Genomic DNA, 22,346 nt, shown 5'->3' on the forward strand with positions numbered 1-22,346 from the left:
CGGCCCAAAAGATCTAGAACGTTCGGAATTTTCTCAGAACGGAAGTGGCGTGACCTGCGCTTAAGGAATTCGATAAAAGGCAAAAAGTCCGCACTCTTTGCAGAGATGCGGACTTGAAGATTAAGGAATGAGGGGAATGGGACAGCGAGCCGTCAGGCCATGACCTTGCGCACGTTGTCCGGCGTCATCGGCAGCTGCCGCACCCGCTTGCCGGTGAGGGTGAAGAGCGCGTTGGCAATGGCCGGGGCCACCGCCACCACGCCGGCCTCGCCCATGCCGGTGGGCGGGGCGTCCGACTTCACCAGGCGGGTATGGATCCGCGGCATCTCGCTCATTCGAAGCACCGGGTAGTCGTGGAAGTTGGACTGCACCGCCGCCCCACCCTTCACGGTCACCTGCTCCTTGAGCGCCACCGACAGGCCCCACACCGCCGCGCCCTCGAGCTGGGCGAGCACGTTCTCGGGCTGCACCGCCAGGCCGGGGTCGACGGCGATCCACAGGTCGTGGACCTTCACCTGGCCGCTCTTGCGGTCCAGGGAAATCTCGACCACGCCGGCCGTGACCGTGCCGTGGTAGTCGCCGAAGGCGATGCCCAGCGCGCGGCCGGCGCGGCGCTTGCGCTGCCAGTCGGACATCTCGGCGGCGGCACGCAGCACCGCGTGGGCGCGCGGGTCGTCCTTCGTGAGCTCCAGGCGCAGGGCCAGCGGGTCCACCTTGCGGGCGTGGGCGATCTCGTCGAGGAAGGACTCGATGGCGAACTTGTTGTGGCCCGCGCCGATGCCGCGGAAGGCATGCACGCGCATGCCGCGGTGCTCGCGCACGCCCTCGGAGAGCCAGTTCGGGATGGCGTAGTGCGGCAGGTCGGAGCCGTTCCAGCCGATGTAGTCCTTGCCGCCGGTGGCGGCGAAGCGCGGGGGCGCAGCCACCGCGTCGACGTTCTCGGCCACGATGCGGTGGCGCCAGCCGACGATCTGGCCCTTGTCGTCCAGCGCCGCGCGCAGCACCTGGTGCGTCATCGGGCGCGGGCGGAAGGCGGCGAAGTCGTCCTCCCGGCTCAGGAGCACCTTGACCGTCTTCTTGCTGGCGTTGGCGATGGCCACGGTCTGGCCGACGATGTCGGGCGTGATGCGCCGGCCGAAGCCGCCGCCCATGAGGACCTGGTGGATGCGGATCTTGTCGGGCGTGGTCTTGAGCACGCCGGAGGCGGCCGCCGCCACCAGCACCGGCGCCTGCGTGCCAACCCAGACCTCGGCCGACTGGCCGTCGGGCGCGACGCGGGCGATGCAGTTCATCGGCTCGAGCTGCGCGTGGTAGGTGTGCTCGGTGACGTACGCCGCCTCGATCACCCGGGCCGCGCCGTTGAAGGCGTCCGCCGCGTTGCCTTTCCTGTACGCCTCGCGCGGCTGCGAGTTGGCCGGCGGGTTCTTGGCATGCTCGGCGTATTCGGCCTTGGCCTTCTCGGAGTCGAAATTCGCCGCCGGCGCATTGGCCGTGTTCCAGGTGACCTTGGCCTTGAGCGCGTTGCGGCCCGCACGCGTGGCCTCGACGGTGCGGCCCAGGACCGCGACGCCGAAGGGCATGGGCAGCACCTGCTCCACGCCGGGGATGGCCAGCGCGTCCTGCGCGTTCACGTTCTCGGGCGTGGCGCCCTGCACCGGCGCCTCGAGCACCGCGGCGTAGACCATGTCGGGCACGCGCACGTCGATGCCGTAGACGGCCGTGCCGTTGGTCTTGGAGGCCACGTCGCTGCGCCCGATGTCGGTGCGGCCGACCAGCTTGAACTGCTCCGGCTTCTTCAGGTCGGCCGGCGTGATCTTGGGCAGTTCGGCGGGCAGGGTCGTGAACTTCACGACCTCGCCGTAGGTGATGCGCTGGCCCGTCTTCGCGTGGACCACCCTGCCGGACTCGGTGGACAGCTCGGCGACCGGCACGCCCCACTTCGCGGCGACCGCGTCGAGCAGGACGCGGCGCGCCTGGGCGCCGGCGGTGCGCAGCGGCATCCAGTAGCCCGGCACCGCGATCGAGGCCAGCGAGGCCTGGCCGCCATTGAGCAGCGGGTGCGGGTTGCCGTACACCCGCGCGTTGGCGGGCGCGAACTCGGTGCGCACCTTGGACCAGTCGGCGTCCAGTTCCTCGGCGAGGATCAGGGGCAGCGCGGTGAGTGTGCCCTGCCCCATCTCGCCGGTGGGGACGGTGACGGTGATGGTGTCGTCGGGCGACAGGGTCACCCAGGCATTGGGGCGCAGCGGGCCGTCGGCCTGCGCGCCGGCCTCGCCGCTGGCGGCGGCCAGGCCGGCGCCCAGCGTGACGATGAAGGTCAGGCCGCCGGCGGCAGCCAGGAAGCCGCGGCGGGTGGTCGCCAGGGCGGGGGTCTCGGGGCGGGAGGAGGCCTTCATGTTCAGGCCTCCTTGGCGGCGCGCTGGACCGCCTTGACGATGCGCTGGTAGGTGCCGCAGCGGCAGATGTTGCCGTCCATGTGGCGCACGATCTCGTCGCGCGAGGGGTTCTTCTTCTTCGCCAGCAGCGTGGCGGCCTGCATGATCTGGCCGGACTGGCAGTAGCCGCACTGCGGCACCTGCTCCGCGACCCAGGCCTTCTGCAGGGGATGGGTGCCGTCCTTGGACAGGCCCTCGATGGTGGTCACCTTGCGCTTGCCCACCGCGGAGACCGGCGTCACGCAGGACCGCACGGCCTCGCCATCCAGGTGCACGGTGCAGGCGCCGCACTGCGCCATGCCGCAGCCGAACTTGGTGCCGGTGAGTTGCAGGTGGTCGCGCACCACCCAGAGCAGCGGCGTGGCGGGATCGACGTCGACGGTACGGACTTCGCCGTTGACCGACAGGGAATGCTGGGCCATGTGTCTCCTTGGAGTCTGGTTGTTTGGGCGCGATCGTAGCCATGCCCCATTCCCCGACCAATGCGAAGGGGCGAGGGTTTCCACGGAGGCGCTGTCACCTGCGGCACACCCCGCCCGCGCGAGGCCCGCGCCCGGCCCATACTGCGCCCCGACAGCCACCCCTCCCGCGGAGACACGCCATGCAATTCACCCGCCGCCACGCGCTCGCGCTGGCCCTGGCGCCCCTGGCCACGACGGCCTGGGCCAACGACCCCTATCCCGCCAAGCCGGTGACCATCGTCGTCGCCTATGCCCCCGGGGGCCAGGGCGACGTGTTCGCACGCCTGGTGGGCGAACGCCTGTCCGCCAGCCTCAAGCAAAGCTTCGTGGTGGACAACAAGCCCGGCGTCTCCGGCACCGTGGGCACGCGCATCGCCGCCAAGGCCCGGCCCGACGGCTACACGCTGTTCCTCGGGCAGACCGGCGAGATGGTGGTCAACCGGACCTTGATGAAGGACCTGGGCTACGACCCGATGAAGGAGCTGGCGCCGGTGGTCCTGATCGGCAACGCGCCGCTGGTGATGCTGGCGCCGGCCGACTCGCCGTACAACACCCTGAGCGACTTCATCCGCGCGGCGCAGGCCAGGCCGGGCGAATTCAGCTACGGCTCGGTGGGCGCCGGCACGCCGGGCCACCTCTCGGCGGTGGCCCTCGGGTTGGGCGCCAAATTGAACATGACCCATGTGCCGTACAAGGGGGTGGGCCCGCTCATGACGGACCTGATGGCCGGCCGCCTGAATGCCTTCTTCAGCAGCATCTCGGCGGCCCTGCCCCAGGTGAAGTCCGGCAAGCTCAAGGCGCTGGCGGTGACCACGCCGCAGCGCGTGTCCTCGCTGCCGGGCGTGCCGACGGTGGCCGAATCGGGCCTGCCGGGGTTCAGCTACTCGCTGTGGGGCGGCCTGTTCGCGCCGGCGGGCACGCCGCAGGCGGTGATCGACCAGCTGAATCGGGAGGTGAACACCGCGCTGGCCGCGCCGGACATCCGCGCCCGCTTCGAGGCCGACGGCCTGGCCGTGCCGCGCAACACGCCGGCGGAGTTCGCCGACTACGTGCGGGCCGAGGCGGCCAAGTTCGACAAGCTGGTGCGCGACGCGAATATCAAGCTCGAGCAGTGAGCCGCTGGCGCGCAGGGAGGGGGAAGGTGGTGCCGGTTGTCGGAATCGAACTGACGACCTACCGCTTACAAGGCGGGTGCTCTACCAACTGAGCTAAACCGGCACGAGGGAAATTCTAAGGCCCGCCTGCGCGGGCCCGGCATCACTTGACGCGCTTGAGGGCGGGACGGCCACCGCCCGTGGGCGGCTTGGGCGGCTCGTCACCGGGCTCGGCCACCGTGCCCTCGGAGGGCACCAGCTGCATCGGCGCGCGGTCGGCGCCTTCCGCCTCGGCTGCCGGCGCCTCGCCGGCGATCGGCACCGGCGGCTCGTCGGCCGCCGTTGGGTGCACCGACACCGGGAAGGCCATGCCCTGGCCGTTCTCTCGCGCGTAGATCGCCAGCACGCGGTTGATCGGCACCATGATGTCGCGGGCCACGCCGGCGAAGCGCGCCTTGAACTCGATGAACTCGTTGCCCAGCTTCAGCGCACTGGTGGCGTCGTAGCTGATGTTCAGGACGATCTCGCCGTTCTTCACATAGTCGCGCGGCACCTGCACGGTCTCGTCGACCAGCACGGCGACATAGGGCGTGAAACCGTTGTCCGTGCACCAGTCGTACAGCGCCCGGATCAGGTACGGGCGGGTGGACGTGGACTCGAGGGCGTTCATGGCGCGCGGCGCGATTACTTGCGCATCACCTTCTCGGAGGGCGTCAGCGCCTCGATGTAGGCCGGGCGCGAGAAGATGCGCTCGGCGTACTTCAGCAGCGGCGCGGCGTTCTTGGACAGCTCGATGCCGTAGTAGTCCATGCGCCACAGCAGCGGGGCGATGGCCACGTCCAGCATGGAGAAGTTGTCGCCCAGCATGTACTTGTTCTTCAGGAACACCGGGGCCAGCTGCGTCAGGCGGTCGCGGATGTGGCTACGGGCCTTCTCCAGCGCCTTCTCGTTGCCCTTGGTGGCGCGCGATTCGAGCGTGCTGACGTGGGTGAACAGCTCCTTCTCGAAGTTGAGCAGGAACAGGCGCACGCGGGCGCGGTCCACCGGGTCGCCGGGCATCAGCTGCGGGTGCGGGAAGCGCTCGTCGATGTACTCGTTGATGATGTTCGACTCGTACAGGATCAGGTCACGCTCGACCAGGATCGGCACCTGCCCGTAGGGGTTCATCACGTTGATGTCCTCGGGCTTGTTGTACAGGTCCACGTCGCGGATCTCGAAGTCCATGCCCTTTTCGAACAGGACGAAACGGCAGCGGTGGGAGAACGGGCAGGTCGTTCCCGAGTAAAGCACCATCATGGAAGTGGCTCCTTCAATCAAAAAAGAGTGGGCCGCGAGGCAGCCCACTCTGTGCAAGGCGTCCAGGCCCTCAGGCCTGTGGCGGATCAGAAAGCCGCGTCAGCGGACATTCTTCCAGAAAGCGGCGTTCAGGCGCCAGGCAATCACGGTGAAGACCGACAGGAACAGCAGGACCCACACGCCCACGCGCACGCGGGTGTTCTGGGCCGGCTCGGCCATCCACTGCAGGAAGCCCACCAGGTTGGCGACCGCCTGGTCGTACTGCTGGGGCGTCATGGTGCCGGGGGAGACCTGCTTCCAGCCCTTGAAGACCTGGGTCTCGTGGCCGTGGGCGTTCACCGTCTCGAAGACCGGCTGGCGATCACCCTGCAGCTCCCACAGCACGTGCGGCATGCCCACGCTGGGGAAAGCCAGGTTGTTCCAGCCGGTCGCCTTGGACGGGTCGCGGTAGAACGTGCGCATGTAGGTGTACAGGTAGTCGGCACCGGTGCCGCCGTGGCCGGCGCGCGAGCGGGCGATCAGGGTGAGGTCGGGGGGCACGCCGCCGAACCACTCCTTGGCCTGCTTCGGGTCGATGGCGGCCTTCATGGTCTCGCCGACCTTGTCCGTCGTGAACAGCAGGTTGTCCTTGATCTGCTGCTCGGTCAGGCCGATGTCCTGCAGGCGGTTGAACCGCATGAAGGCCGCGGAGTGGCAGTTCAGGCAGTAGTTGACGAACAGCTTGGCGCCGTCCTGGAGGGCGGGCAGGTCGTTGGTCTTGTTCGGGGCCTTGTCCCAGGCGATGGTGTCGCCGCCGGCGGCCTGCGCGGGCGCAACCGCACCCACGGCCAGGGCCAGGGCGACGAACAGGGAAGAGATGATCTTTTTCATGTGTCGTTGGGCCCTGGGTCTCAATGCGCGGCGAAGGTGACGCGGTCGGGGACGGGCTTGAACTCGCCCTTGGCGCTCCACCACGGCATCAGCAGGAAGAAGCCGAAGTAGAACAGGGTGCCGACTTGCGAGACCCGCTCGCCGATCGGCGAGGGCGGTTGCACGCCCAGGTAGGCCAGCACCACGAAGTTGATCACGAACAGGCCGTACACGTACTTGTGCCAGTCCGGGCGGTAGCGGATCGACTTGACCGGGCTCATGTCCAGCCAGGGCAGGAAGAACAGGATGATGACGGCGCCGCCCATCACGACCACGCCCCAGAACTTGGCGTCGATCGACAGCAGCAGGGCGATGGCCACGGCCGCGGCGATGACGATGCCGCCCTTGAGGAAGCCGGCCAGCTTCGACTTCAGCACGGTGAAGGCGACGGCCAGCACCACGCAGGCCACGAGCACGTACACCATTTGCGTGGTGATGGCGCGCAGCATCGAGTAGAAGGGCGTGAAGTACCACACCGGGGCGATGTGCGCCGGGGTCTTCAGCGGGTCGGCCGGGATGAAGTTGTTGTACTCCAGGAAGTAGCCGCCGAACTCGGGCGCGAAGAAGATGATGGCGGTGAAGACCATCAGGAAGACCGACACGCCCAGGATGTCGTGCACCGAGTAGTACGGGTGGAACGGGATGCCGTCCAGGGGCTTGCCGTTGGCATCCTTGGGGGCGTTGGGGCCCTTGATCTCGACGCCGTCGGGGTTGTTGGAGCCCACGTCGTGCAGCGCCAGGATGTGCGCCACCACCAGGCCCAGCAGGACCAGCGGCACGGCGATCACGTGGAAGCTGAAGAAGCGGTTCAGGGTGGCGTCGGACACCACGTAGTCGCCGCGAATCAGCAGGGCCAGGTCAGGACCGATGAAGGGGATCGCGGAGAACAGGTTCACGATCACCTGGGCGCCCCAGTAGGACATCTGGCCCCAGGGCAGCAGGTAGCCCATGAAGGCCTCGGCCATCAGCACCAGGAAGATGGCGCAGCCGAACACCCACACCAGCTCGCGCGGCTTGCGGTAGCTGCCGTAGATCAGGCCGCGGTACATGTGCAGGTACACCACCACGAAGAACGCCGAGGCGCCGGTGGAGTGCATGTAGCGGATCAGCCATCCCCAGGGGACGTCGCGCATGATGTACTCGACGGAGGCGAAGGCCAGGGTCGCGTCCGGCTTGTAGTGCATCACCAGGAAGATGCCGGTGACGATCTGGATCACCAGCACCAGCAGGGCCAGCGAGCCGAAGAAGTACCAGAAGTTGAAGTTCTTCGGCGCGTAGTACTCGGACAGGTGCTGCTTGTAGCCCGAGAACGCCGTGGGAAAGCGGTTCTCGAACCAGTTGGTCAGCTTCTCGGTGGCCGAGGCGTTGGGAGAGATTTCCTTGAATTCAGCCATGGTCTCAAGCCTTCTTGTCTTCGCCGATCAGGATCTTGCTGTCCGACAGGTACATGTGAGGCGGGACCTCGAGGTTGTCCGGTGCGGGCTTGTTCTTGAAGACGCGGCCGGCCAGGTCGAAGGTCGAGCCGTGGCAGGGGCACAGGAAGCCGCCCTGCCAGTCGTCCGGCAGCGAGGGCTGCGGGCCGGCCTGGAACTTGTCGGAGGGCGAGCAGCCCAGGTGCGAGCAGATGCCCACGCCGACGAAGACCTCGGGCTTGATGGAGCGGTGCGTGTTCTTGGCGTAGTCCGGCGTGGGGTACGCGGTGCGCTCGGAAGCGGGATCGGCGAGCTGGCCGTCGAGCTTGGCCAGGGCGGCCAGCTGCTCGGGGGTGCGCTTCATGATCCACACGGGCTTGCCGCGCCACTCGACGGTGATCTTCTCGCCGGGCTGCAGGGCGGAGATGTCGACTTCCACGGCGGCACCAGCGGCCTTGGCCTTCTCGGAGGGTTGGAAGGTACTCACGAACGGGACGGCGACAAACGCGCCGCCCAGTGCGCCCGCGCAGCCAGACGCGATCAGCCACGTCCGTTTGCTCTTGTCCTCGGGGGTGCTACTCATGGGGGGGTCCTTGACGGAATACGCTTAGATGACGGTCAACCCACGATTGTAGCGAACCATTTCCCCGCGGTTCAATCTCCGGATGGGCTACAGCGTTGCTGATGAGTCATACTTAAATCTCCATTCCAACCGAGGAGGTATCAGCGATGGGACTGCTTAAGGAATTCCGGGAGTTCGCCGTCAAGGGCAACGTGGTCGACCTGGCGGTCGGCGTGATCATCGGCGCGGCGTTCGGCAAGATCGTCGACTCGCTGGTCAAGGACCTGGTGATGCCGCTGGTGGGCCTGGTGGTCGGCCGGCTGGATTTCTCGAGCCAGTTCTTCGTGCTGGGAACCGTGCCCGAGGGCGTGCCGCGCAACCTGGCCGACCTGGCCAAGGCCGGCGTGCCGGTGCTGGCCTGGGGCAACTTCGTGACGGTGGTCGTCAACTTCGCCATCCTGGCCTTCGTGATCTTCATGATGGTCAAGCAGGTCAACCGCCTGCGCCGCGCCGACGAGGCGCCCGCCCCGGCCCCCGCGCCCGCGGCCCCGCCGGAAGACATCATCCTGCTGCGGGAGATCCGCGACAGCCTCAGGAAATAAGGGCACGGGCCGCGCGCACGGCCTCCAGGAAGCTCGACGGGTCGGCGCGGCCGGTGCCGGCCAGGTCGAAGGCGGTGCCGTGGTCCGGGCTGGTGCGCACCAGCGGCAGCCCCAGGGTCACGTTCACGCCCTGGTCCAGGCCCAGGTACTTCACCGGGATCAGGCCCTGGTCGTGGTACATCGCCACGACCACGTCGAATTCGCCGGTGCGCGCCCGCATGAACACGGTGTCGGGCGCATGCGGTCCGCTGGCATCGATGCCCTCGGCGCGGGCCGCCCGCACCGCCGGGGCGATGGCCTCGATCTCCTCCCGGCCGAACAGGCCGCCCTCCCCCGCATGCGGGTTGAGCCCCGCCACCGCGATGCGCGGCGCGCGGCCCAGCGCGCGCGCCAGCGAGGCGTGCGTGATGCGCAGGGTCTCGCGCACATTGGCCTCGGTCACCGCCTCGATAGCCTCGCGCAGCGAGACATGGATGCTCACGAGCACCGTGCGCAGCTCGTGGCTGGCCAGCATCATGCGCACCGGCACCTCGGACACCGGCCGCCCCAGGTGGGCCGCGGCCTCGGCCTGCAGCAGCTCGGTGTGGCCCGGGAAGGCCACGCCGGCGGCGGACAGCGCCTCCTTGTGCAGCGGCGCGGTCACCACGCCGGCCACCTCCCCGCGCAGCGCGGCGCGCGCAGCCCAGGTGACGGCGGCGGCAGCGAGCCGGCCGGCCTCGCGGTCCACCCGTCCCCAGGGCACCAGCGTGCGCGACGGCTCGCCCACCTGCAGCACCGGGATGCAGTGCGGCGGCAGGTCCAGCGCTTCCTGCGGGCGCTCGATCACGGCCACCGGCAGCGGCAGGCCGCCCCGCGCGGCGGCCGCGGCGGCGCGGCGCAGGTGCGGCACGTCGCCGGCGACGAAGCTGCCGGCGAGCAAGGCCGGCTCGGCGGCATAGGCACGCGCGATGATCTCGCCGCCGATGCCGGCGGGGTCGCCCAGGGTGAGGGCCAGCGGCGGGGCGCTTCGGGTCATGCGGGGTTGGGGATGTCGATGAATCGGTGCTCCAGGCCCAGGTCCGCGGCGACGCGGGCCGCCAGCGCCGGCGCGCCGTGGCGCTCGGTGGCATGGTGGCCGCAGGCCAGGAAGCTCACGCCGCACTCGCGCGCGTAGTGGGCCTGGGGCTCGGAGATCTCGCCGGTGATGAAGGCCTGCGCGCCCGCGGCGATCGCCGCCTCGAAATAGCCCTGCGCGCCGCCGGTGCACCAGGCCACGCGGGAGATGGGGCCGCTGGTGCCCTCCACCACCGTGGCCGGCCGGCCCAGCGCGCGCGCGGCATGGTCCGCCAGGGCCTGCGTGGAGGCGAAGGCCTGGCCCGAGGCGGGCGCGCCAAGGAAGCCCAGGTCCTGGTCGCCGAAGCGGGCGTCGGCCGCCAGCCCCAGCACCCGGCCCAGCTGCGCGTTGTTGCCCAGCTCGGGGTGCGCGTCCAGCGGCAGGTGGTAGGCGTAGAGGTTGATGTCGTGGGCCAGCAGGCGGGCCACGCGCTGCTTCATCCAGCCGGTCAGGCGCCCGTCCTGGCCGCGCCAGAACAGGCCGTGGTGGACGACGATGGCGTCGGCCCCCGCCTCGATGGCGGCATCGATCAGGGCCAGGCTGGCGGTGACGCCCGAGACCAGGCGGCGCACCTCGCGGCGCCCCTCCACCTGCAGCCCGTTGGGCCCGTAGTCCTTGAAGCGGCCCGGCTCGAGCAGGGCGTCGAATGCTTGCAGCAGTTGATCGCGGTCGGTCATGGGAGGAACTTGCAACTCTTGCGGATTGTCGGCCAGACCCCAGGTTCTACACTTGTCGAAGTCTTCTTTCGTACGGAACCCCATGCGTCGCTACTGGCTCGTGTTCTCGCAGGCCGTCACCATCCTCCTGGCCGCCTACTTCGTCGTCGCCACGCTCAAGCCCGACTGGATCGGGCGTGCGGGCACCATGAGCCGCACCACCGGCGTGACCCTGCTCGAGGCGCCGTCGCTGCCCGCGGGCGCGGCCCCGCCCGGCAGCCTGCGGCAGGCCGCGCAGAAGGCCTCGGCGGCGGTGGTGAGCATCAGCACCACCAAGGCCACGCGCAATCCCCACGCCAACGACCCGTGGTTCCGCTTCTTCTTCGGCGATCCGGGCAACCAGACCCAGGCCGGCCTGGGCAGCGGCGTGATCATCAGCCCCGACGGCTACATCCTCACCAACAACCACGTGGTCGAGGGCGCCGACGAGATCGAGGTGCAGCTCAATGACGCGCGCATCGCCCGCGGCAAGGTGATCGGCACCGACCCGGACACCGACCTGGCCGTCCTCAAGATCAACCTCGACCGCCTGCCCGTGATCACGCTGGGCAACTCCGACAACCTGCAGGTGGGCGACCAGGTGCTGGCCATCGGCAACCCCTTCGGCGTGGGCCAGACCGTCACCAGCGGCATCGTCAGCGCGGTGGGCCGCAACCAGCTGGGGATCAATACCTTCGAGAACTTCATCCAGACCGACGCCGCCATCAACCCCGGCAACTCCGGCGGCGCGCTGGTCGACGTCAATGGCCAGCTGATGGGGATCAACACCGCGATCTACTCGCGCTCGGGCGGCAGCATGGGCATCGGCTTCGCCATCCCGGTATCCACCGCGAAGCAGGTGCTCGAGGGCATCGTCAAGGAAGGCGCAGTGCGCCGCGGCTGGATCGGCGTGGAGCCGGCCGACCTGTCGCCGGAGCTGAAGGAGACGTTCGGCGTGCGGGCCCGCCAGGGCGTGCTGATCACCGGCGTGCTGCAGAACGGCCCGGCGGCCCGTGCCGGCATCCGCCCCGGCGACGTGATCACCGAGGTGGCCGGCAAGGCCATCTCGAACGTCTCGGAACTGCTCACGCAGGTGGCTGCGCTCAAGCCGGGCGAGGCCGCCCCCTTCAAGGTGCAGCGGCGCGACGATGCGCTGACGCTGGCGGTGACCCCGGGCCTGCGCCCGCGGCCGCCCGCCCCGCCGCAGCGCTGATCGGGTCGCCGACCGGGCCGGGAGGCCGGGACGCCGCGAGCCCGCGACACCGGGACGCGGCCGGGAGCCCCTCGCGGGAATCAGGCGTCGCTGGCGACGCCGCCGTCCTCGGGGGCCTTGGTGTGCTTGATGAAGATCTGCGCGGCCCAGATGCCCAGCTCGTAGAGCAGGCACATGGGCACGGCCAGGGCCAACTGCGAGACCACGTCCGGCGGCGTGACGACCGCGGCGATGATGAAGGCCAGCACGATGAAGTAGCTGCGGAAGGCCTTGAGCTTCTCGATCGAGACGATGCCCATGCGCGCCAGCACGATCACCACGATCGGCACCTCGAAGGCGAGGCCGAACGCCAGGAACATGGTCAGCACGAAGCTCAGGTAGGCCTCGATGTCCGGCGCGGCGGTGATGCTCTTGGGGGCGAAACCCTGGATGAACGTGAACACCTGGCCGAAGACGAAGAAGTAGCAGAACGCCACCCCCACGAAGAACAGCAGGGTGCTCGAGACCACCAGGGGCAGCACCAGCTTCTTCTCGTGGCTGTAGAGGCCGGGCGCGACGAAGGCCCAGACCTGGTAGAGGACCACCGGCAGCGCCAGCATGAAGGCCGCCATCAGCAGGATCTTCAGCGGCACGAGGAAGGGCGAGATGACCGAGGTGGCGATCAGGGTGGCGCCCTTGGGCAGGGTGGCGGTCAGCGGCGCGGCGAGGATGTCGTAGAGCGCGCCGGGCCCGGGCCACAGGGCCAGGGCGGCGCCGGCGATACCCACCGCGATCAGGGCCTTGATCAGCCGGTCACGCAACTCGATGAGGTGCGCAACGAAGGGCTGTTCGGTTCCGGCGAGTTCGTCTTCTTGGTTCTGGGGGTCGGCCATCAGCTGAATTTCCTGGGCCGGTAGCGGGCGACCCGGGCCGCACCGGACTGCACGTGGCGGCGCACGCCGGCACGCGACTTGTACCAGTTGGGAACGGCGCCCTGCTTGAGGCGCCAGTTCTTGCCCGGATGCTTGTATTCGGGAACCGGGGGCTCGAGCGGTGCATAGGCGCTGGAGGCCGCGTCGGCGGCTGCCCCCAGGTCACGCTCGAGGTCGGCGGTGGTGTTGTGGACGGCGGTCTCGACGTCGCGCGCGGCGGTCTCGACCGTTTCCTTCATCTTGCGCAGCTCGTCGAGCTCCATCGACCGGTTGACCTCGGCCTTGACGTCCGCCACGTAGCGCTGGGCCTTGCCCAGCAACGTACCGACCGTGCGCGCCACGCGCGGCAGCTTCTCCGGCCCGATGACGATCAACGCCACCGCGCCGATCAGCGCCATCTTGGAAATGCCGAGATCGATCACTTAGGAAGCAACCCGCCGGGGATCAAGACTTGTTGCGCGCTTCGACGTCGATCGGGGCCTTGTCGGCGGCAGGGGCGGCGGCGCCGGTGACCTGCTGCGACGGGGGCGTGGCAGTGGCGTTGGCGTCGGCGGGGGCCGAGCCGTCCTTCATGCCGTCCTTGAAGCCCTTGACGGCACCGCCCAGGTCCTGGCCGATGTTCTTCAGCTTCTTCGTGCCGAAGACCAGCACCACGATCAGCAGCACGATCAGCCAGTGCCAGATGGAAAACGAACCCATGGAATCACTCCTGAAATAACTGCGTCTGATTTTAGACGCGCAACATGGATGGGGACGGTCGCCGAAAGGTCAACCCTTGAGCCAGGGACGCGGGCCCCCGATCACGTGGACATGCAGGTGGTGGACCTCCTGCCCGCCCTCCGCACCGGTGTTGGTGACGATGCGAAAACCCCCGTCGGGGTAAGGGTTGCAGCCCTGCTCCATCGCCAGCCTGGGCGCCAGGGTCATGAGGCGCCCCAGCAGCCCGGCGTGCTCGGGGCCGACCTGGGCCATCGAGGGGATGTGGGCCTTGGGAACCAGGAGGAAGTGGACCGGCGCCCAGGGGTGGATGTCGTGGAAGGCGAAGAGCTCCTCGTCCTCGTAGACCTTGCGGGACGGGATCTTGCCTTCGATGATCTTGCAGAAGATGCAGTTCGGGTCGTGGGTCATAGGGTTTCAGGAAAGGTCCTGCGGCAGGCGGCCTTCGGCCAGGCGCATCCACCCTCGCAGGCACCGGTACAGGTACCACAGGCCGACCAGGCCATGGGCGACCATGCCCGGCAGGATGAAGAGGAAGTACAGCGGCGAGGTCACGAGCAGCCACAGGACCGTCCACCAGAAGGTGGCGATCATGTAGCGGTGGTGCGCCGCGTACAGCAGGTTGCGGGTGTCGGCGCGCCGCACGTAGTTCATGACCAGCGCGATCAGCGCCAGCGTGCCCAGGGTCAGCCAGGCCAGCGTGTGCATGCCATAGAGCACGTGCATCAGCTGGCGCTCGGCCTGCGGCTCGGGGAACGGGGCGCGCGGGGAGGCGTCGAGGACTTCAGGGTCTTGCATCGTCACCTCCCGGGGGTTGGCGGGCCCTCAGGCCTGGCCGGCCTCGCGGGCCTGGGCCTTGCGCAAGGCCTTTTCCTCGAGGCCCGACAGGCCCTCGCGGCGCACCAGCTCGGCGACCACGTCGGCCGGCGACAGGCCGTAATGGGCCAGGGCGATCATGCTGTGGAACCAGAGATCGGCGACCTCGCCGACCAGCTTGGACTTGTCGCCGCCGTGGTCGCAGTCCTTGGCGGCCAGCACCACCTCGGTGGCTTCCTCGCCGACCTTCTTGAGGAAGGCGTCGGGGCCCTTGTGCAGCAGGCGGGCGACGTAGCTCTTGTCCGGGTCGCCGCCGTTGGCGGCCTTGCGGCTTTCGATGACGGCCGCGAGGCGGTCCAGGGAGTCGGTGGAGGACATGGAGGTCACAGGGGAATCACTTGTAGATGCTGCCCGGGTCTTTCAGCACCGGGTCGACGGGCTGCCACTGGCCGTCCTTGAGGACGCTGAAGAAGCAGCTGTGGCGGCCGGTGTGGCAGGCGATGCCGGGCTCGTGGCCGGTCTGGGTGATCTTGAGGAGGACGACGTCGTTGTCGCAGTCCAGGCGGATCTCGTGCACGGCCTGCACGTGGCCGGACTCCTCGCCCTTGAACCAGAGCTTGTTGCGCGAGCGGCTGAAGTACACCGCCCGGCCCTGCTGGGCGGTGAGCTCCAGCGCCTCGCGGTTCATCCAGGCGAACATGAGGACGTCGCCGGTGGCGGCTTCCTGCGCGATGGCGGGCACGAGCCCGCGCTCGTCCCACTTGACTTGATCCAGCCAGTTCATGATGTGTGCCCCCACGCTCGGCACTGCGTGTCCCCGCTGCACCCCGAGGGGGCGCGAACTTGCTTGGGGCGGCCCGGCGCTGCGTTCATGAAGTGATTGTCCCCCATGCGGGGAACCGCGTCAGAAGGGTCAGAGCCGCACCGGGATGCCGCGCTGCTCCATGTGCAGCTTGGCCTGGCCGACCGTGTACTCGCCGTAGTGGAAGATGCTGGCGGCCAGCACCGCGTCGGCGCGGCCCTGCTGCACGCCGTCGGCCAGGTGGTCGAGGTTGCCCACGCCGCCGGAGGCGATGACGGGCACGGCCACCGCGTCGGCCACGGCGCGGGTCAGCGCCAGGTCGAAGCCGGACTTGGTGCCGTCGCGGTCCATGCTCGTGAGCAGGATCTCGCCGGCGCCGCGGCGGGCCATCTCGGCGGCCCACTGCACGGCATCGAGGCCGGTGTTCTTGCGCCCGCCGTGGCTGTACACGTCCCAGCCCTCGCCGCGGGTGGCCGCGTCCTCGGGGGTGCGGCGCTTGGCATCGATGGCGACCACGATGCACTGCGAGCCGTAGCGGTCCGAGGCGTCGTTGATCACCTGGGGGTTGGCCAGGGCGGCGGAATTGAAGCTGGTCTTGTCGGCGCCGGCATTGAGCAGGCGGCGAACGTCCTCGACGGTGCGCACGCCGCCGCCGACCGTGAGGGGAATGAACACCTGCGAGGCGACGGCCTCGATGATGTGCAGGATCAGGTCACGGCCGTCACTGGTGGCGGTGATGTCCAGGAAGGTGAGCTCGTCGGCGCCCTGGTCGTTGTAGCGCGCGGCGATCTCGACCGGGTCACCGGCGTCGCGCAGCTCGACGAAGTTCACGCCCTTGACGACCCGGCCGCCGGTGACGTCCAGGCAGGGGATGATGCGTTTGGCCAGCAAGGCAGTCCTTCGCTCAGGCGCCCAGTTCGTCGGCGCGGGCCTGGGCCTTGGCGAAGTCCAGGTCGCCGGAGTAGATCGCGCGGCCGCAGATCACGCCCTCGACGCCCTCGCTCTCGACCGCGCACAGCTTCTCGATGTCGGCCATGTTGGACAGGCCGCCGGAGGCGATGACGGGGATGGTGAGGGACTGCGCCAGCTTGACCGTGGCCTCGATGTTGATGCCCGAGAGCATGCCGTCGCGGCCGATGTCGGTGTAGATGATGGACTCGACGCCCCAGTCCTCGAACTTCTTGGCCAGGTCGACGACCTCGTGGCCGGTGAGCTTGCTCCAGCCGTCGGTGGCGACCTTGCCGTCCTTGGCATCGAGGCCGACGATGATGTGGCCGCCGAAGGCGCTGCAGGCGTCCTTGAGGAAGCCGGGGTTCTTCACCGCGGCGGTGCCGATGATGACGTAGCGCAGGCCGCCGTCGATGTACTTCTCGATGGTGTCCAGGTCGCGGATGCCGCCCCCCAGCTGCACCGGGATGTCGTCGCCGACCTCCTTGAGGATGGACTTGATGGCCGAGAAGTTCTGCGGCTTGCCGGCGAAGGCGCCATTGAGGTCGACCAGGTGCAGGCGGCGGGCGCCCTTCTCGAGCCAGGAACGGGCCATGGCGGCCGGGTCCTCGCCGAAGGTGGTGGCCTGGTCCATGTCGCCCTGTTTCAGGCGAACGCAGTGACCGTCCTTCAGGTCAATGGCGGGAATCAGCAGCATGGGAAAACGTGAGGGGAAAGGTCAGGGGTTCCAGTGGAGGAAGTTGCGGTAGAGGGCGAGGCCCGCCTGCGCGCTTTTCTCGGGGTGGAACTGGGTGGCAAAAATGTTATCCCGGGCTACCGCGGCGGTAAAGAAGCCGCCGTAATCGGCCTCGCCCGCGGTGTGGCGGACATCCGACGGTCGCGCGTAGTAGCTGTGGACGAAGTAGAACCAGCTGCCGTCCTCCACCCCGGCCCACACCGGGTGGTCCTGGCGGAAATGGACGCGGTTCCAGCCGATCTGGGGCACCTTGAAGCGGCTGCCGTCGGCCTGGGTGCGGCCGGCGAGGTCGAAGCGCACCACCTCGCCCGGGATAAGACCCAGCGACTCGGTGGAGCCCTCCTCGCTGCGATCGAGCAGCATCTGCATGCCGACGCACACACCCATCAGGGGTTTGTGCGCTGCCGCATGCATCACGGCGTCATGCATGCCGGACTGGTGCAGCTCGCGCATGCAATCGCGCATCGCGCCCTGGCCCGGGAGGACGACGCGCTCGGCGGCCATCACCTCGTCGGCGCTGCGCGCCCAGACGACCTCGACCCCAGTGCCCTGCGCCGCATGGACGACAGCCTGCGTCACGGAACGCAGGTTGCCCATGCCGTAATCAACAACCGCAACGGTTTTCATGCGAGAGGCTTAGAGCGAGCCCTTGGTGGACGGGATGATGCCGGCGGCGCGGGCATCCGGCTCGGCCGCGGCGCGCAGCGCACGGGCAAAGGCCTTGAAGACGGTTTCGCACTGGTGGTGGGCGTTGTCACCGCGCAGGTTGTCGATGTGCAGGGTGACGAAGGCGTGGTTCACGAAGCCCTGGAAGAACTCGTAGGCCAGCTGGGTGTCGAAGGTGCCGATCATGCCGCTCTTGAACGGCACGTGCATCTCCAGGCCGGGGCGGCCGGAGAAGTCGACCACCACGCGCGAGAGGGCCTCGTCGAGCGGGACGTAGGCATGGCCGTAGCGGCGGATGCCCTTCTTGTCGCCGATGGCCTTGGCCACGGCCTGGCCGAGGGTGATGCCGACGTCCTCCACCGTGTGGTGGCCGTCGATGTGCAGGTCGCCCTTGGCCTCGATCTCCAGGTCGATCAGCCCGTGGCGGGCGATCTGGTCGAGCATGTGGTCGAAGAAGCCGATGCCGGTGGACAGCTTGGCCTGGCCGGTGCCGTCGAGGTTGACGCGCACGCGGATCTGCGTCTCCGCGGTGTTGCGGGAGACTTCGGCCTGGCGGGGGAAGGGGGTGGTGGTCATAGGGAAGCCTGCAGGGCCGCGAGCATCTGGTCGTTCTCGGCGGGAGTGCCGACGGTCAGGCGCAGGCAGTTGGCCAGCAAGGGGTGCATTTTAGAAACGTTCTTGACCAGCACGCCCCGGTGCTTCATCCCGGAAAACACGGAGTCGGCCTGGGGCACGCGCACCAGGACCATGTTGGCGTCGCTGGGGAAGGGATGGACGCCCGGCATCGCGGCCAGGGCCTCGATCAGGCGGGCGCGCTCGGCGCGCAGCTGCGCGGCCTGCTGGGCGTAGACATCGGCATGCTCCAGGGCGAACAGGGCCGCCTCCGCATTGAGCACGCTCACGTTGTAGGGCGGGCGGACCTTGTCGATCTCGTGCACCAGGGCGGCCGGGCCCATCAGGTAGCCCAGGCGGATGCCGGCCAGGCCGAACTTGGAGAGGGTGCGCATCAGCAGCACGTTCGGGTGCTTGCCGAGGCGGTCCAGGTAGGTGCGGCTGGAGAACGGCTGGTAGGCCTCGTCGATCACCACCAGGCCGGGGGCGGCCTGGATGATGCGCTCGACCGCCGCGTCATCCCACAGGTTGGCGGTGGGGTTGTTCGGGTAGGCCAGGTAGATGATGGTGGGCTGGTGCTGCGCGATGGCGGCGAGCATGGCCGACTCGTCGAGCTGGAAGTCGGGCGTGAGGTCCACGCCGATGAACTTCAGGCCCTGCAGCTGCGCGCTCATGGCATACATCACGAAGCCGGGCAGCGGCGCCAGGATCGACGCGCCGGGCGTGTCGCAGGCCATGGCGACCAGCGAGATCAGCTCGTCCGACCCGTTGCCCAGCATCAGGGCGCAGCCCTTGGGCAGGCCGGCGTACCGCGCCAGCGCCTCGCGCAGCGCGTCGATGCGGGGGCCGGGGTAGCGATGGAGTTCGACCGCGCCCAGGCGCTTGCCGAGTTCGGCCTGCAGCGTGGGGGACAGCGGGAAGGGGTTCTCCATCGCGTCGAGCTTGACCAGGCCCCGGGCGTCCTGCACCGCGTAGGCGTGCATGGACTGGACGTCCTGGCGGATCAGGCGGGCGAGGTTCGGGGGCAGTTCACTCATGGTCGGTTCGGGCCGGGTTCTTCAGGCGCCGCGGGTCAGGCGCCGTCCTTGAGGCGCATCTCGGCGGCGCGGGCGTGGGCCTGCAGGCCCTCGCCGTGGGCGAGCACGGAGGCGATCTGGCCCAGCACCTGGGCGCCCTGCTCGCTCACCTCGATCAGGCTGCTGCGTTTCTGGAAGTCGTAGACGCCCAGGGGGCTGGAGAAGCGGGCGGTGCTGCTGGTGGGCAGCACGTGGTTGGGGCCGGCGCAGTAGTCGCCCAGCGACTCGCTGGTGTAGGCGCCCAGGAAGATGGCGCCGGCGTGCTTGAGCAGCGGCTCCCAGCGGTGCGGGTCGCGGCTGGAGACCTCGAGGTGCTCGGGCGCGATGCGGTTGCTGATGGCGCAGGCCTCGGCCATGTCGCGGGTGTGGATCAGCGCGCCGCGGCCGGTGAGCGACTTGGCGATGATCTCCGCGCGCGGCATCTGCGGCAGCAGGCGGTCGATGGCGGCCTGCACCGCATCGATGTAGGCGGCGTCGGGGCACAGCAGGATGCTCTGGGCCAGCTCGTCGTGCTCGGCCTGCGAGAACAGGTCCATGGCCACCCAGTCGGCGGGCGTGGTGCCGTCGGCCAGCACCAGGATCTCGCTGGGGCCGGCGATCATGTCGATGCCGACCTGGCCGAAGACGCGGCGCTTGGCGCTGGCCACGTAGGCGTTGCCGGGGCCGGTGATCTTGTCCACGCGCGGCACGGTCTGCGTGCCGTAGGCCAGCGCGCCCACGGCCTGGGCGCCGCCGACCTGGAAGGCGCGGGTGACGCCGGCCACATAGGCCGCCGCCAGCACCAGCGGGTTCTTCTCGCCGCGCGGGGTGGGCACGACCATGATGATCTCGCCCACGCCGGCGACATGGGCCGGGATGGCGTTCATCAGCACCGAGGAGGGATAGGCCGCCTTGCCGCCGGGCACGTAGATGCCCACGCGGTCCAGGGGCGTGACCTTCTGGCCCAGGAGGGTGCCATCGGCGTCGCGGTAGGACCAGGACTCGCCGGAGGCCTTCTTCTGCGCCTCGTGGTAGCTGCGCACGCGGGCGGCGGCGGCCTGCAGCGCCTCACGCTGGGCGGCGGGGAGCCCGTCGAAGGCTGCCTTCAGTTCGGCCTGGGTCAGCTCCAGGTCGGCCATCGAGGCGGCGGGCAGCTGGTCGAAGCGGGCGGTGTAGGCCAGCACGGCCTCGTCGCCGTTGGCGCGCACGTCGTCCAGGATCTCGGCGACCCGCGTCTCGACCTGGGCGTCCGTCTCGGCCGACCAGTGCAGGCGCGCCCGGAAGGCGGCCTCGAAGTCGGGCTGGGTGGTGGACAGGCGCAGGGGCTGGGCGGGCGTGGTCATGGCGGTGGGCAAGTGAAAGGCCGTGCGGGCCGTCTAGGCCGGCCGGGCCGCGGTGGCCGTGGCGAAGGCGTCGATCAGCCGGCGGATCGGGGCCTGCTTGAGTTTCAGCGAGGCCTGGTTGACGACGAGGCGGGAGGAGATGTCCATGATCTGCTCGACCTCGACGAGGTGGTTGGCGCGCAGGGTGTTGCCGGTGGAGACCAGGTCGACGATGGCATCGGCCAGGCCCGTCAGCGGCGCCAGCTCCATGCTGCCGTACAGCTTGATCAGGTCCACGTGGACGCCCTTGGCGGCGAAGAAGTCGCGGGCGATGGCCACGTACTTGGTGGCCACGCGCAGGCGCGCGCCCTGGCGCACGGCGCTGGCGTAGTCGAAGTCGGCGCGCACGGCCACGCTCACGCGGCACTTGGCGATGCCCAGGTCGAGCGGCGCGTACAGGCCCTGGTCACCGTGCTCGATGAGGGTGTCCTTGCCGGTCACGCCCAGGTCGGCGCCGCCGTACTGCACGTAGGTGGGCACGTCGGTGGCGCGCACCAGGACCACGCGCACGTCGGGCTGGTTGGTGGCGAGGATCAGCTTGCGGGATTTCTCCGGGTCCTCGAGCACCTCGATGCCGGCGGCCTTCAGCAGCGGCAGGGTCTCGTCGAAGATGCGGCCCTTGGACAGGGCGAGGGTGATGGTCATGGGCGGTCGGGCCTCACTTCACGCGTTCGATGTCGGCGCCCAGGCCGCGGAGTTTTTCCTCCATGCGGTCGTAGCCCCGGTCCAGGTGGTAGATGCGGTCCACCACGGTCTCGCCCTCGGCCACCAGGCCGGCGATGACCAGGCTGGCCGAGGCGCGCAGGTCGGTGGCCATCACGGTGGCGCCGGACAGCCGCGGCACGCCCTCGATGATGGCGCTCTTGCCGTCGACCTGGATCTTCGCGCCCAGGCGCACCAGCTCGTTCACGTGCATGAAGCGGTTCTCGAAGATGGTCTCGGTGACCACCGAGGCGCCCTGCCCGATCACGTTGAGCACCATGAACTGGGCCTGCATGTCGGTGGGGAAGCCCGGGTACTCGGTGGTGCGGAAGCTCTGCGCATGCAGGCGGCCCTGCGAGCGGATGCGGATGCCGCCGTCCACCGCCTCGACGGTGGCGCCGGCCTCGCGCAGCTTGTCGATCACGGCCTCGAGGTGGTCGGCGCGGCCATGGCGCAGGAGCGCCTCGCCGCCGGTGGCGGCCACCGCGCACAGGAAGGTGCCGGCCTCGATGCGGTCGGCCACCACACGGTGGGTGCAGCCCTGCAGGCGCTCGACGCCCTGGATGTGGATCCGGCTGGTGCCGTGGCCCTCGATCTTCGCGCCCATGGCGATCAGCATCTCGGCCAGGTCGCCGATCTCCGGCTCCATCGCGGCGTTCTCCAGCACGGTCTCGCCCTCGGCCAGGGCGGCGGCCATGAGGAAGTTCTCGGTGCCGGTCACGGTGACCATGTCGGTGCGGATGTGGGCGCCGTGCAGGCGGCTGCGGCCCTCGCGCAGGCGGGCCACCATGTAGCCGTGCTCCACGCTGATCTCGGCCCCCATCTGCTGCAGGCCCTTGATGTGCTGGTCCACCGGCCGGGAGCCGATGGCACAGCCGCCGGGCAGCGAGACATGGGCGCGGCCGAAGCGGGCCAGCAGCGGGCCCAGCGCCAGCACCGAGGCGCGCATGGTCTTGACCAGCTCGTACGGGGCCTCGGGCTTGTCCAGCGCCGCGGCGTCCAGGGTGACGCGATCGCCATCGCGCACGACGGACACGCCCATGTTCTGGATCAACTTGACCATGGTGGCCACGTCCTGCAGGCGCGGCACGTTGGCCAGCGTCACGGGCTGGTCGGTCAGCAGCGCGGCGCACAGCTCGGGCAGGGCGGCGTTCTTGGCGCCGGACACCAGGACCTCGCCCTGGAGCTGGCGGCCCCCGCGAATCAGCAACTTGTCCATCGGGAGGA

Annotated in this window: 27 protein-coding genes and 1 tRNA gene; 3 read left to right on the forward strand and 25 right to left on the reverse strand. The window is 69.2% G+C overall.

Annotation, left to right across the window (positions count from 1 at the left end):
* Window positions 1-152 precede the first annotated feature (152 nt).
* Window positions 153-2,396: a xanthine dehydrogenase family protein molybdopterin-binding subunit gene (locus ACT80S_RS15195; protein WP_377417315.1), complete on the reverse strand. Its 2,244-nt coding sequence runs from the start codon at window positions 2,394-2,396 to the stop codon at window positions 153-155.
* Between the two features lie 2 nt (window positions 2,397-2,398).
* Window positions 2,399-2,857 (reverse strand): (2Fe-2S)-binding protein, encoded by a 459-nt coding sequence (locus ACT80S_RS15200; RefSeq protein WP_377417317.1) that lies wholly within the window; start codon window positions 2,855-2,857, stop codon window positions 2,399-2,401.
* A gap of 179 nt (window positions 2,858-3,036) precedes the next feature.
* On the opposite strand from ACT80S_RS15200, the gene ACT80S_RS15205 reads away from it, so the two are divergent.
* The gene (locus ACT80S_RS15205) at window positions 3,037-4,011 is read left to right on the forward strand and encodes a Bug family tripartite tricarboxylate transporter substrate binding protein (protein WP_377417319.1); all 975 of its coding nucleotides are present in this window, start codon (window positions 3,037-3,039) and stop codon (window positions 4,009-4,011) included.
* Window positions 4,012-4,038: 27 nt separating this feature from the next.
* Here the strand turns inward: ACT80S_RS15205 and ACT80S_RS15210 are convergent.
* The 6 genes from ACT80S_RS15210 to petA form a co-directional block, all read right to left on the reverse strand.
* Window positions 4,039-4,114: transfer RNA gene (locus ACT80S_RS15210), tRNA-Thr, on the reverse strand.
* 39 nt (window positions 4,115-4,153) lie between these two features.
* Window positions 4,154-4,660, reverse strand: coding sequence for a ClpXP protease specificity-enhancing factor (locus ACT80S_RS15215; protein WP_377417321.1), 507 nt, complete (start codon window positions 4,658-4,660; stop codon window positions 4,154-4,156).
* A 14-nt stretch (window positions 4,661-4,674) separates the two neighbouring features.
* Window positions 4,675-5,286, reverse strand: coding sequence for a glutathione S-transferase N-terminal domain-containing protein (locus ACT80S_RS15220; protein WP_377417323.1), 612 nt, complete (start codon window positions 5,284-5,286; stop codon window positions 4,675-4,677).
* 99 nt (window positions 5,287-5,385) lie between these two features.
* Window positions 5,386-6,156, reverse strand: a complete 771-nt coding sequence (locus ACT80S_RS15225; protein WP_377417325.1) for a cytochrome c1 — start codon at window positions 6,154-6,156, stop codon at window positions 5,386-5,388.
* A gap of 20 nt (window positions 6,157-6,176) precedes the next feature.
* Window positions 6,177-7,589 carry a cytochrome b gene (locus ACT80S_RS15230; RefSeq protein WP_377417327.1) on the reverse strand — a complete coding sequence of 471 codons (1,413 nt, stop codon included), beginning with the start codon at window positions 7,587-7,589 and terminating at the stop codon, window positions 6,177-6,179.
* Between the two features lie 4 nt (window positions 7,590-7,593).
* Complete coding sequence (gene petA, locus ACT80S_RS15235) at window positions 7,594-8,190, reverse strand: ubiquinol-cytochrome c reductase iron-sulfur subunit (RefSeq protein WP_377417329.1); 597 nt, start codon at window positions 8,188-8,190, stop codon at window positions 7,594-7,596.
* Window positions 8,191-8,336: 146 nt separating this feature from the next.
* Between petA and mscL the strand changes: the two genes are divergently transcribed.
* The gene (mscL, locus tag ACT80S_RS15240; RefSeq protein WP_377417330.1) at window positions 8,337-8,771 is read left to right on the forward strand and encodes a large conductance mechanosensitive channel protein MscL; all 435 of its coding nucleotides are present in this window, start codon (window positions 8,337-8,339) and stop codon (window positions 8,769-8,771) included.
* Here the strand turns inward: mscL and pdxA are convergent.
* On the reverse strand, window positions 8,761-9,786 hold the full coding sequence (gene pdxA, locus ACT80S_RS15245; RefSeq protein WP_377417332.1) for a 4-hydroxythreonine-4-phosphate dehydrogenase PdxA: 1,026 nt from the start codon (window positions 9,784-9,786) through the stop codon (window positions 8,761-8,763). The genes mscL and pdxA overlap by 11 nt on opposite strands.
* Window positions 9,783-10,541: a Nif3-like dinuclear metal center hexameric protein gene (locus ACT80S_RS15250; protein ID WP_377417334.1), complete on the reverse strand. Its 759-nt coding sequence runs from the start codon at window positions 10,539-10,541 to the stop codon at window positions 9,783-9,785. The genes pdxA and ACT80S_RS15250 overlap by 4 nt, the downstream gene beginning before the upstream one ends.
* A gap of 82 nt (window positions 10,542-10,623) precedes the next feature.
* Between ACT80S_RS15250 and ACT80S_RS15255 the strand changes: the two genes are divergently transcribed.
* On the forward strand, window positions 10,624-11,772 hold the full coding sequence (locus tag ACT80S_RS15255; RefSeq protein ID WP_377417336.1) for a trypsin-like peptidase domain-containing protein: 1,149 nt from the start codon (window positions 10,624-10,626) through the stop codon (window positions 11,770-11,772).
* A gap of 80 nt (window positions 11,773-11,852) precedes the next feature.
* On the opposite strand, the gene tatC is transcribed toward ACT80S_RS15255, so the two are convergent.
* From tatC to murA, 15 genes are all read right to left on the reverse strand, one after another.
* Window positions 11,853-12,644, reverse strand: a complete 792-nt coding sequence (gene tatC, locus ACT80S_RS15260) for a twin-arginine translocase subunit TatC (RefSeq protein ID WP_377417338.1) — start codon at window positions 12,642-12,644, stop codon at window positions 11,853-11,855.
* On the reverse strand, window positions 12,644-13,105 hold the full coding sequence (tatB, locus tag ACT80S_RS15265; RefSeq protein WP_377417340.1) for a Sec-independent protein translocase protein TatB: 462 nt from the start codon (window positions 13,103-13,105) through the stop codon (window positions 12,644-12,646). The genes tatC and tatB overlap by 1 nt, the downstream gene beginning before the upstream one ends.
* A 22-nt stretch (window positions 13,106-13,127) precedes the next feature.
* Window positions 13,128-13,382, reverse strand: coding sequence for a Sec-independent protein translocase subunit TatA (gene tatA / locus ACT80S_RS15270; protein WP_377417342.1), 255 nt, complete (start codon window positions 13,380-13,382; stop codon window positions 13,128-13,130).
* A 69-nt stretch (window positions 13,383-13,451) separates the two neighbouring features.
* The gene (locus tag ACT80S_RS15275) at window positions 13,452-13,811 is read right to left on the reverse strand and encodes a histidine triad nucleotide-binding protein (RefSeq protein ID WP_377417344.1); all 360 of its coding nucleotides are present in this window, start codon (window positions 13,809-13,811) and stop codon (window positions 13,452-13,454) included.
* A gap of 6 nt (window positions 13,812-13,817) precedes the next feature.
* Entirely contained in the window at window positions 13,818-14,198 is a 381-nt protein-coding gene (locus tag ACT80S_RS15280) for a DUF4870 family protein (RefSeq protein ID WP_377417346.1), read from the reverse strand.
* A gap of 27 nt (window positions 14,199-14,225) precedes the next feature.
* On the reverse strand, window positions 14,226-14,594 hold the full coding sequence (locus ACT80S_RS15285) for a phosphoribosyl-ATP diphosphatase (protein ID WP_377417348.1): 369 nt from the start codon (window positions 14,592-14,594) through the stop codon (window positions 14,226-14,228).
* Between the two features lie 16 nt (window positions 14,595-14,610).
* Window positions 14,611-15,000 (reverse strand): phosphoribosyl-AMP cyclohydrolase, encoded by a 390-nt coding sequence (gene hisI, locus ACT80S_RS15290; protein WP_377417350.1) that lies wholly within the window; start codon window positions 14,998-15,000, stop codon window positions 14,611-14,613.
* Window positions 15,001-15,129: 129 nt separating this feature from the next.
* The gene (gene hisF, locus ACT80S_RS15295; RefSeq protein WP_377417352.1) at window positions 15,130-15,909 is read right to left on the reverse strand and encodes an imidazole glycerol phosphate synthase subunit HisF; all 780 of its coding nucleotides are present in this window, start codon (window positions 15,907-15,909) and stop codon (window positions 15,130-15,132) included.
* Window positions 15,910-15,922: 13 nt separating this feature from the next.
* Window positions 15,923-16,663 carry a 1-(5-phosphoribosyl)-5-[(5-phosphoribosylamino)methylideneamino]imidazole-4-carboxamide isomerase gene (gene hisA, locus ACT80S_RS15300; RefSeq protein WP_377417354.1) on the reverse strand — a complete coding sequence of 247 codons (741 nt, stop codon included), beginning with the start codon at window positions 16,661-16,663 and terminating at the stop codon, window positions 15,923-15,925.
* A 21-nt stretch (window positions 16,664-16,684) separates the two neighbouring features.
* Window positions 16,685-17,329 carry an imidazole glycerol phosphate synthase subunit HisH gene (gene hisH / locus ACT80S_RS15305; protein ID WP_377417356.1) on the reverse strand — a complete coding sequence of 215 codons (645 nt, stop codon included), beginning with the start codon at window positions 17,327-17,329 and terminating at the stop codon, window positions 16,685-16,687.
* A gap of 9 nt (window positions 17,330-17,338) precedes the next feature.
* On the reverse strand, window positions 17,339-17,944 hold the full coding sequence (gene hisB, locus ACT80S_RS15310) for an imidazoleglycerol-phosphate dehydratase HisB (protein ID WP_377417358.1): 606 nt from the start codon (window positions 17,942-17,944) through the stop codon (window positions 17,339-17,341).
* The gene (gene hisC / locus ACT80S_RS15315; protein WP_377417360.1) at window positions 17,941-19,017 is read right to left on the reverse strand and encodes a histidinol-phosphate transaminase; all 1,077 of its coding nucleotides are present in this window, start codon (window positions 19,015-19,017) and stop codon (window positions 17,941-17,943) included. Before hisC ends, hisB begins: the two co-directional genes overlap by 4 nt.
* Before the next feature lie 35 nt (window positions 19,018-19,052).
* Window positions 19,053-20,378, reverse strand: a complete 1,326-nt coding sequence (hisD, locus tag ACT80S_RS15320; protein ID WP_377417362.1) for a histidinol dehydrogenase — start codon at window positions 20,376-20,378, stop codon at window positions 19,053-19,055.
* 33 nt (window positions 20,379-20,411) lie between these two features.
* Window positions 20,412-21,062, reverse strand: coding sequence for an ATP phosphoribosyltransferase (hisG, locus tag ACT80S_RS15325; RefSeq protein ID WP_377417364.1), 651 nt, complete (start codon window positions 21,060-21,062; stop codon window positions 20,412-20,414).
* A 13-nt stretch (window positions 21,063-21,075) separates the two neighbouring features.
* A complete protein-coding gene (gene murA / locus ACT80S_RS15330) occupies window positions 21,076-22,338 on the reverse strand; it encodes a UDP-N-acetylglucosamine 1-carboxyvinyltransferase (RefSeq protein WP_377417366.1) in 1,263 nt (420 codons plus the stop codon).
* Between the last annotated feature and the right edge of the window lie 8 nt (window positions 22,339-22,346).

The organism is Ramlibacter sp. MAHUQ-53 (assembly GCF_052600055.1).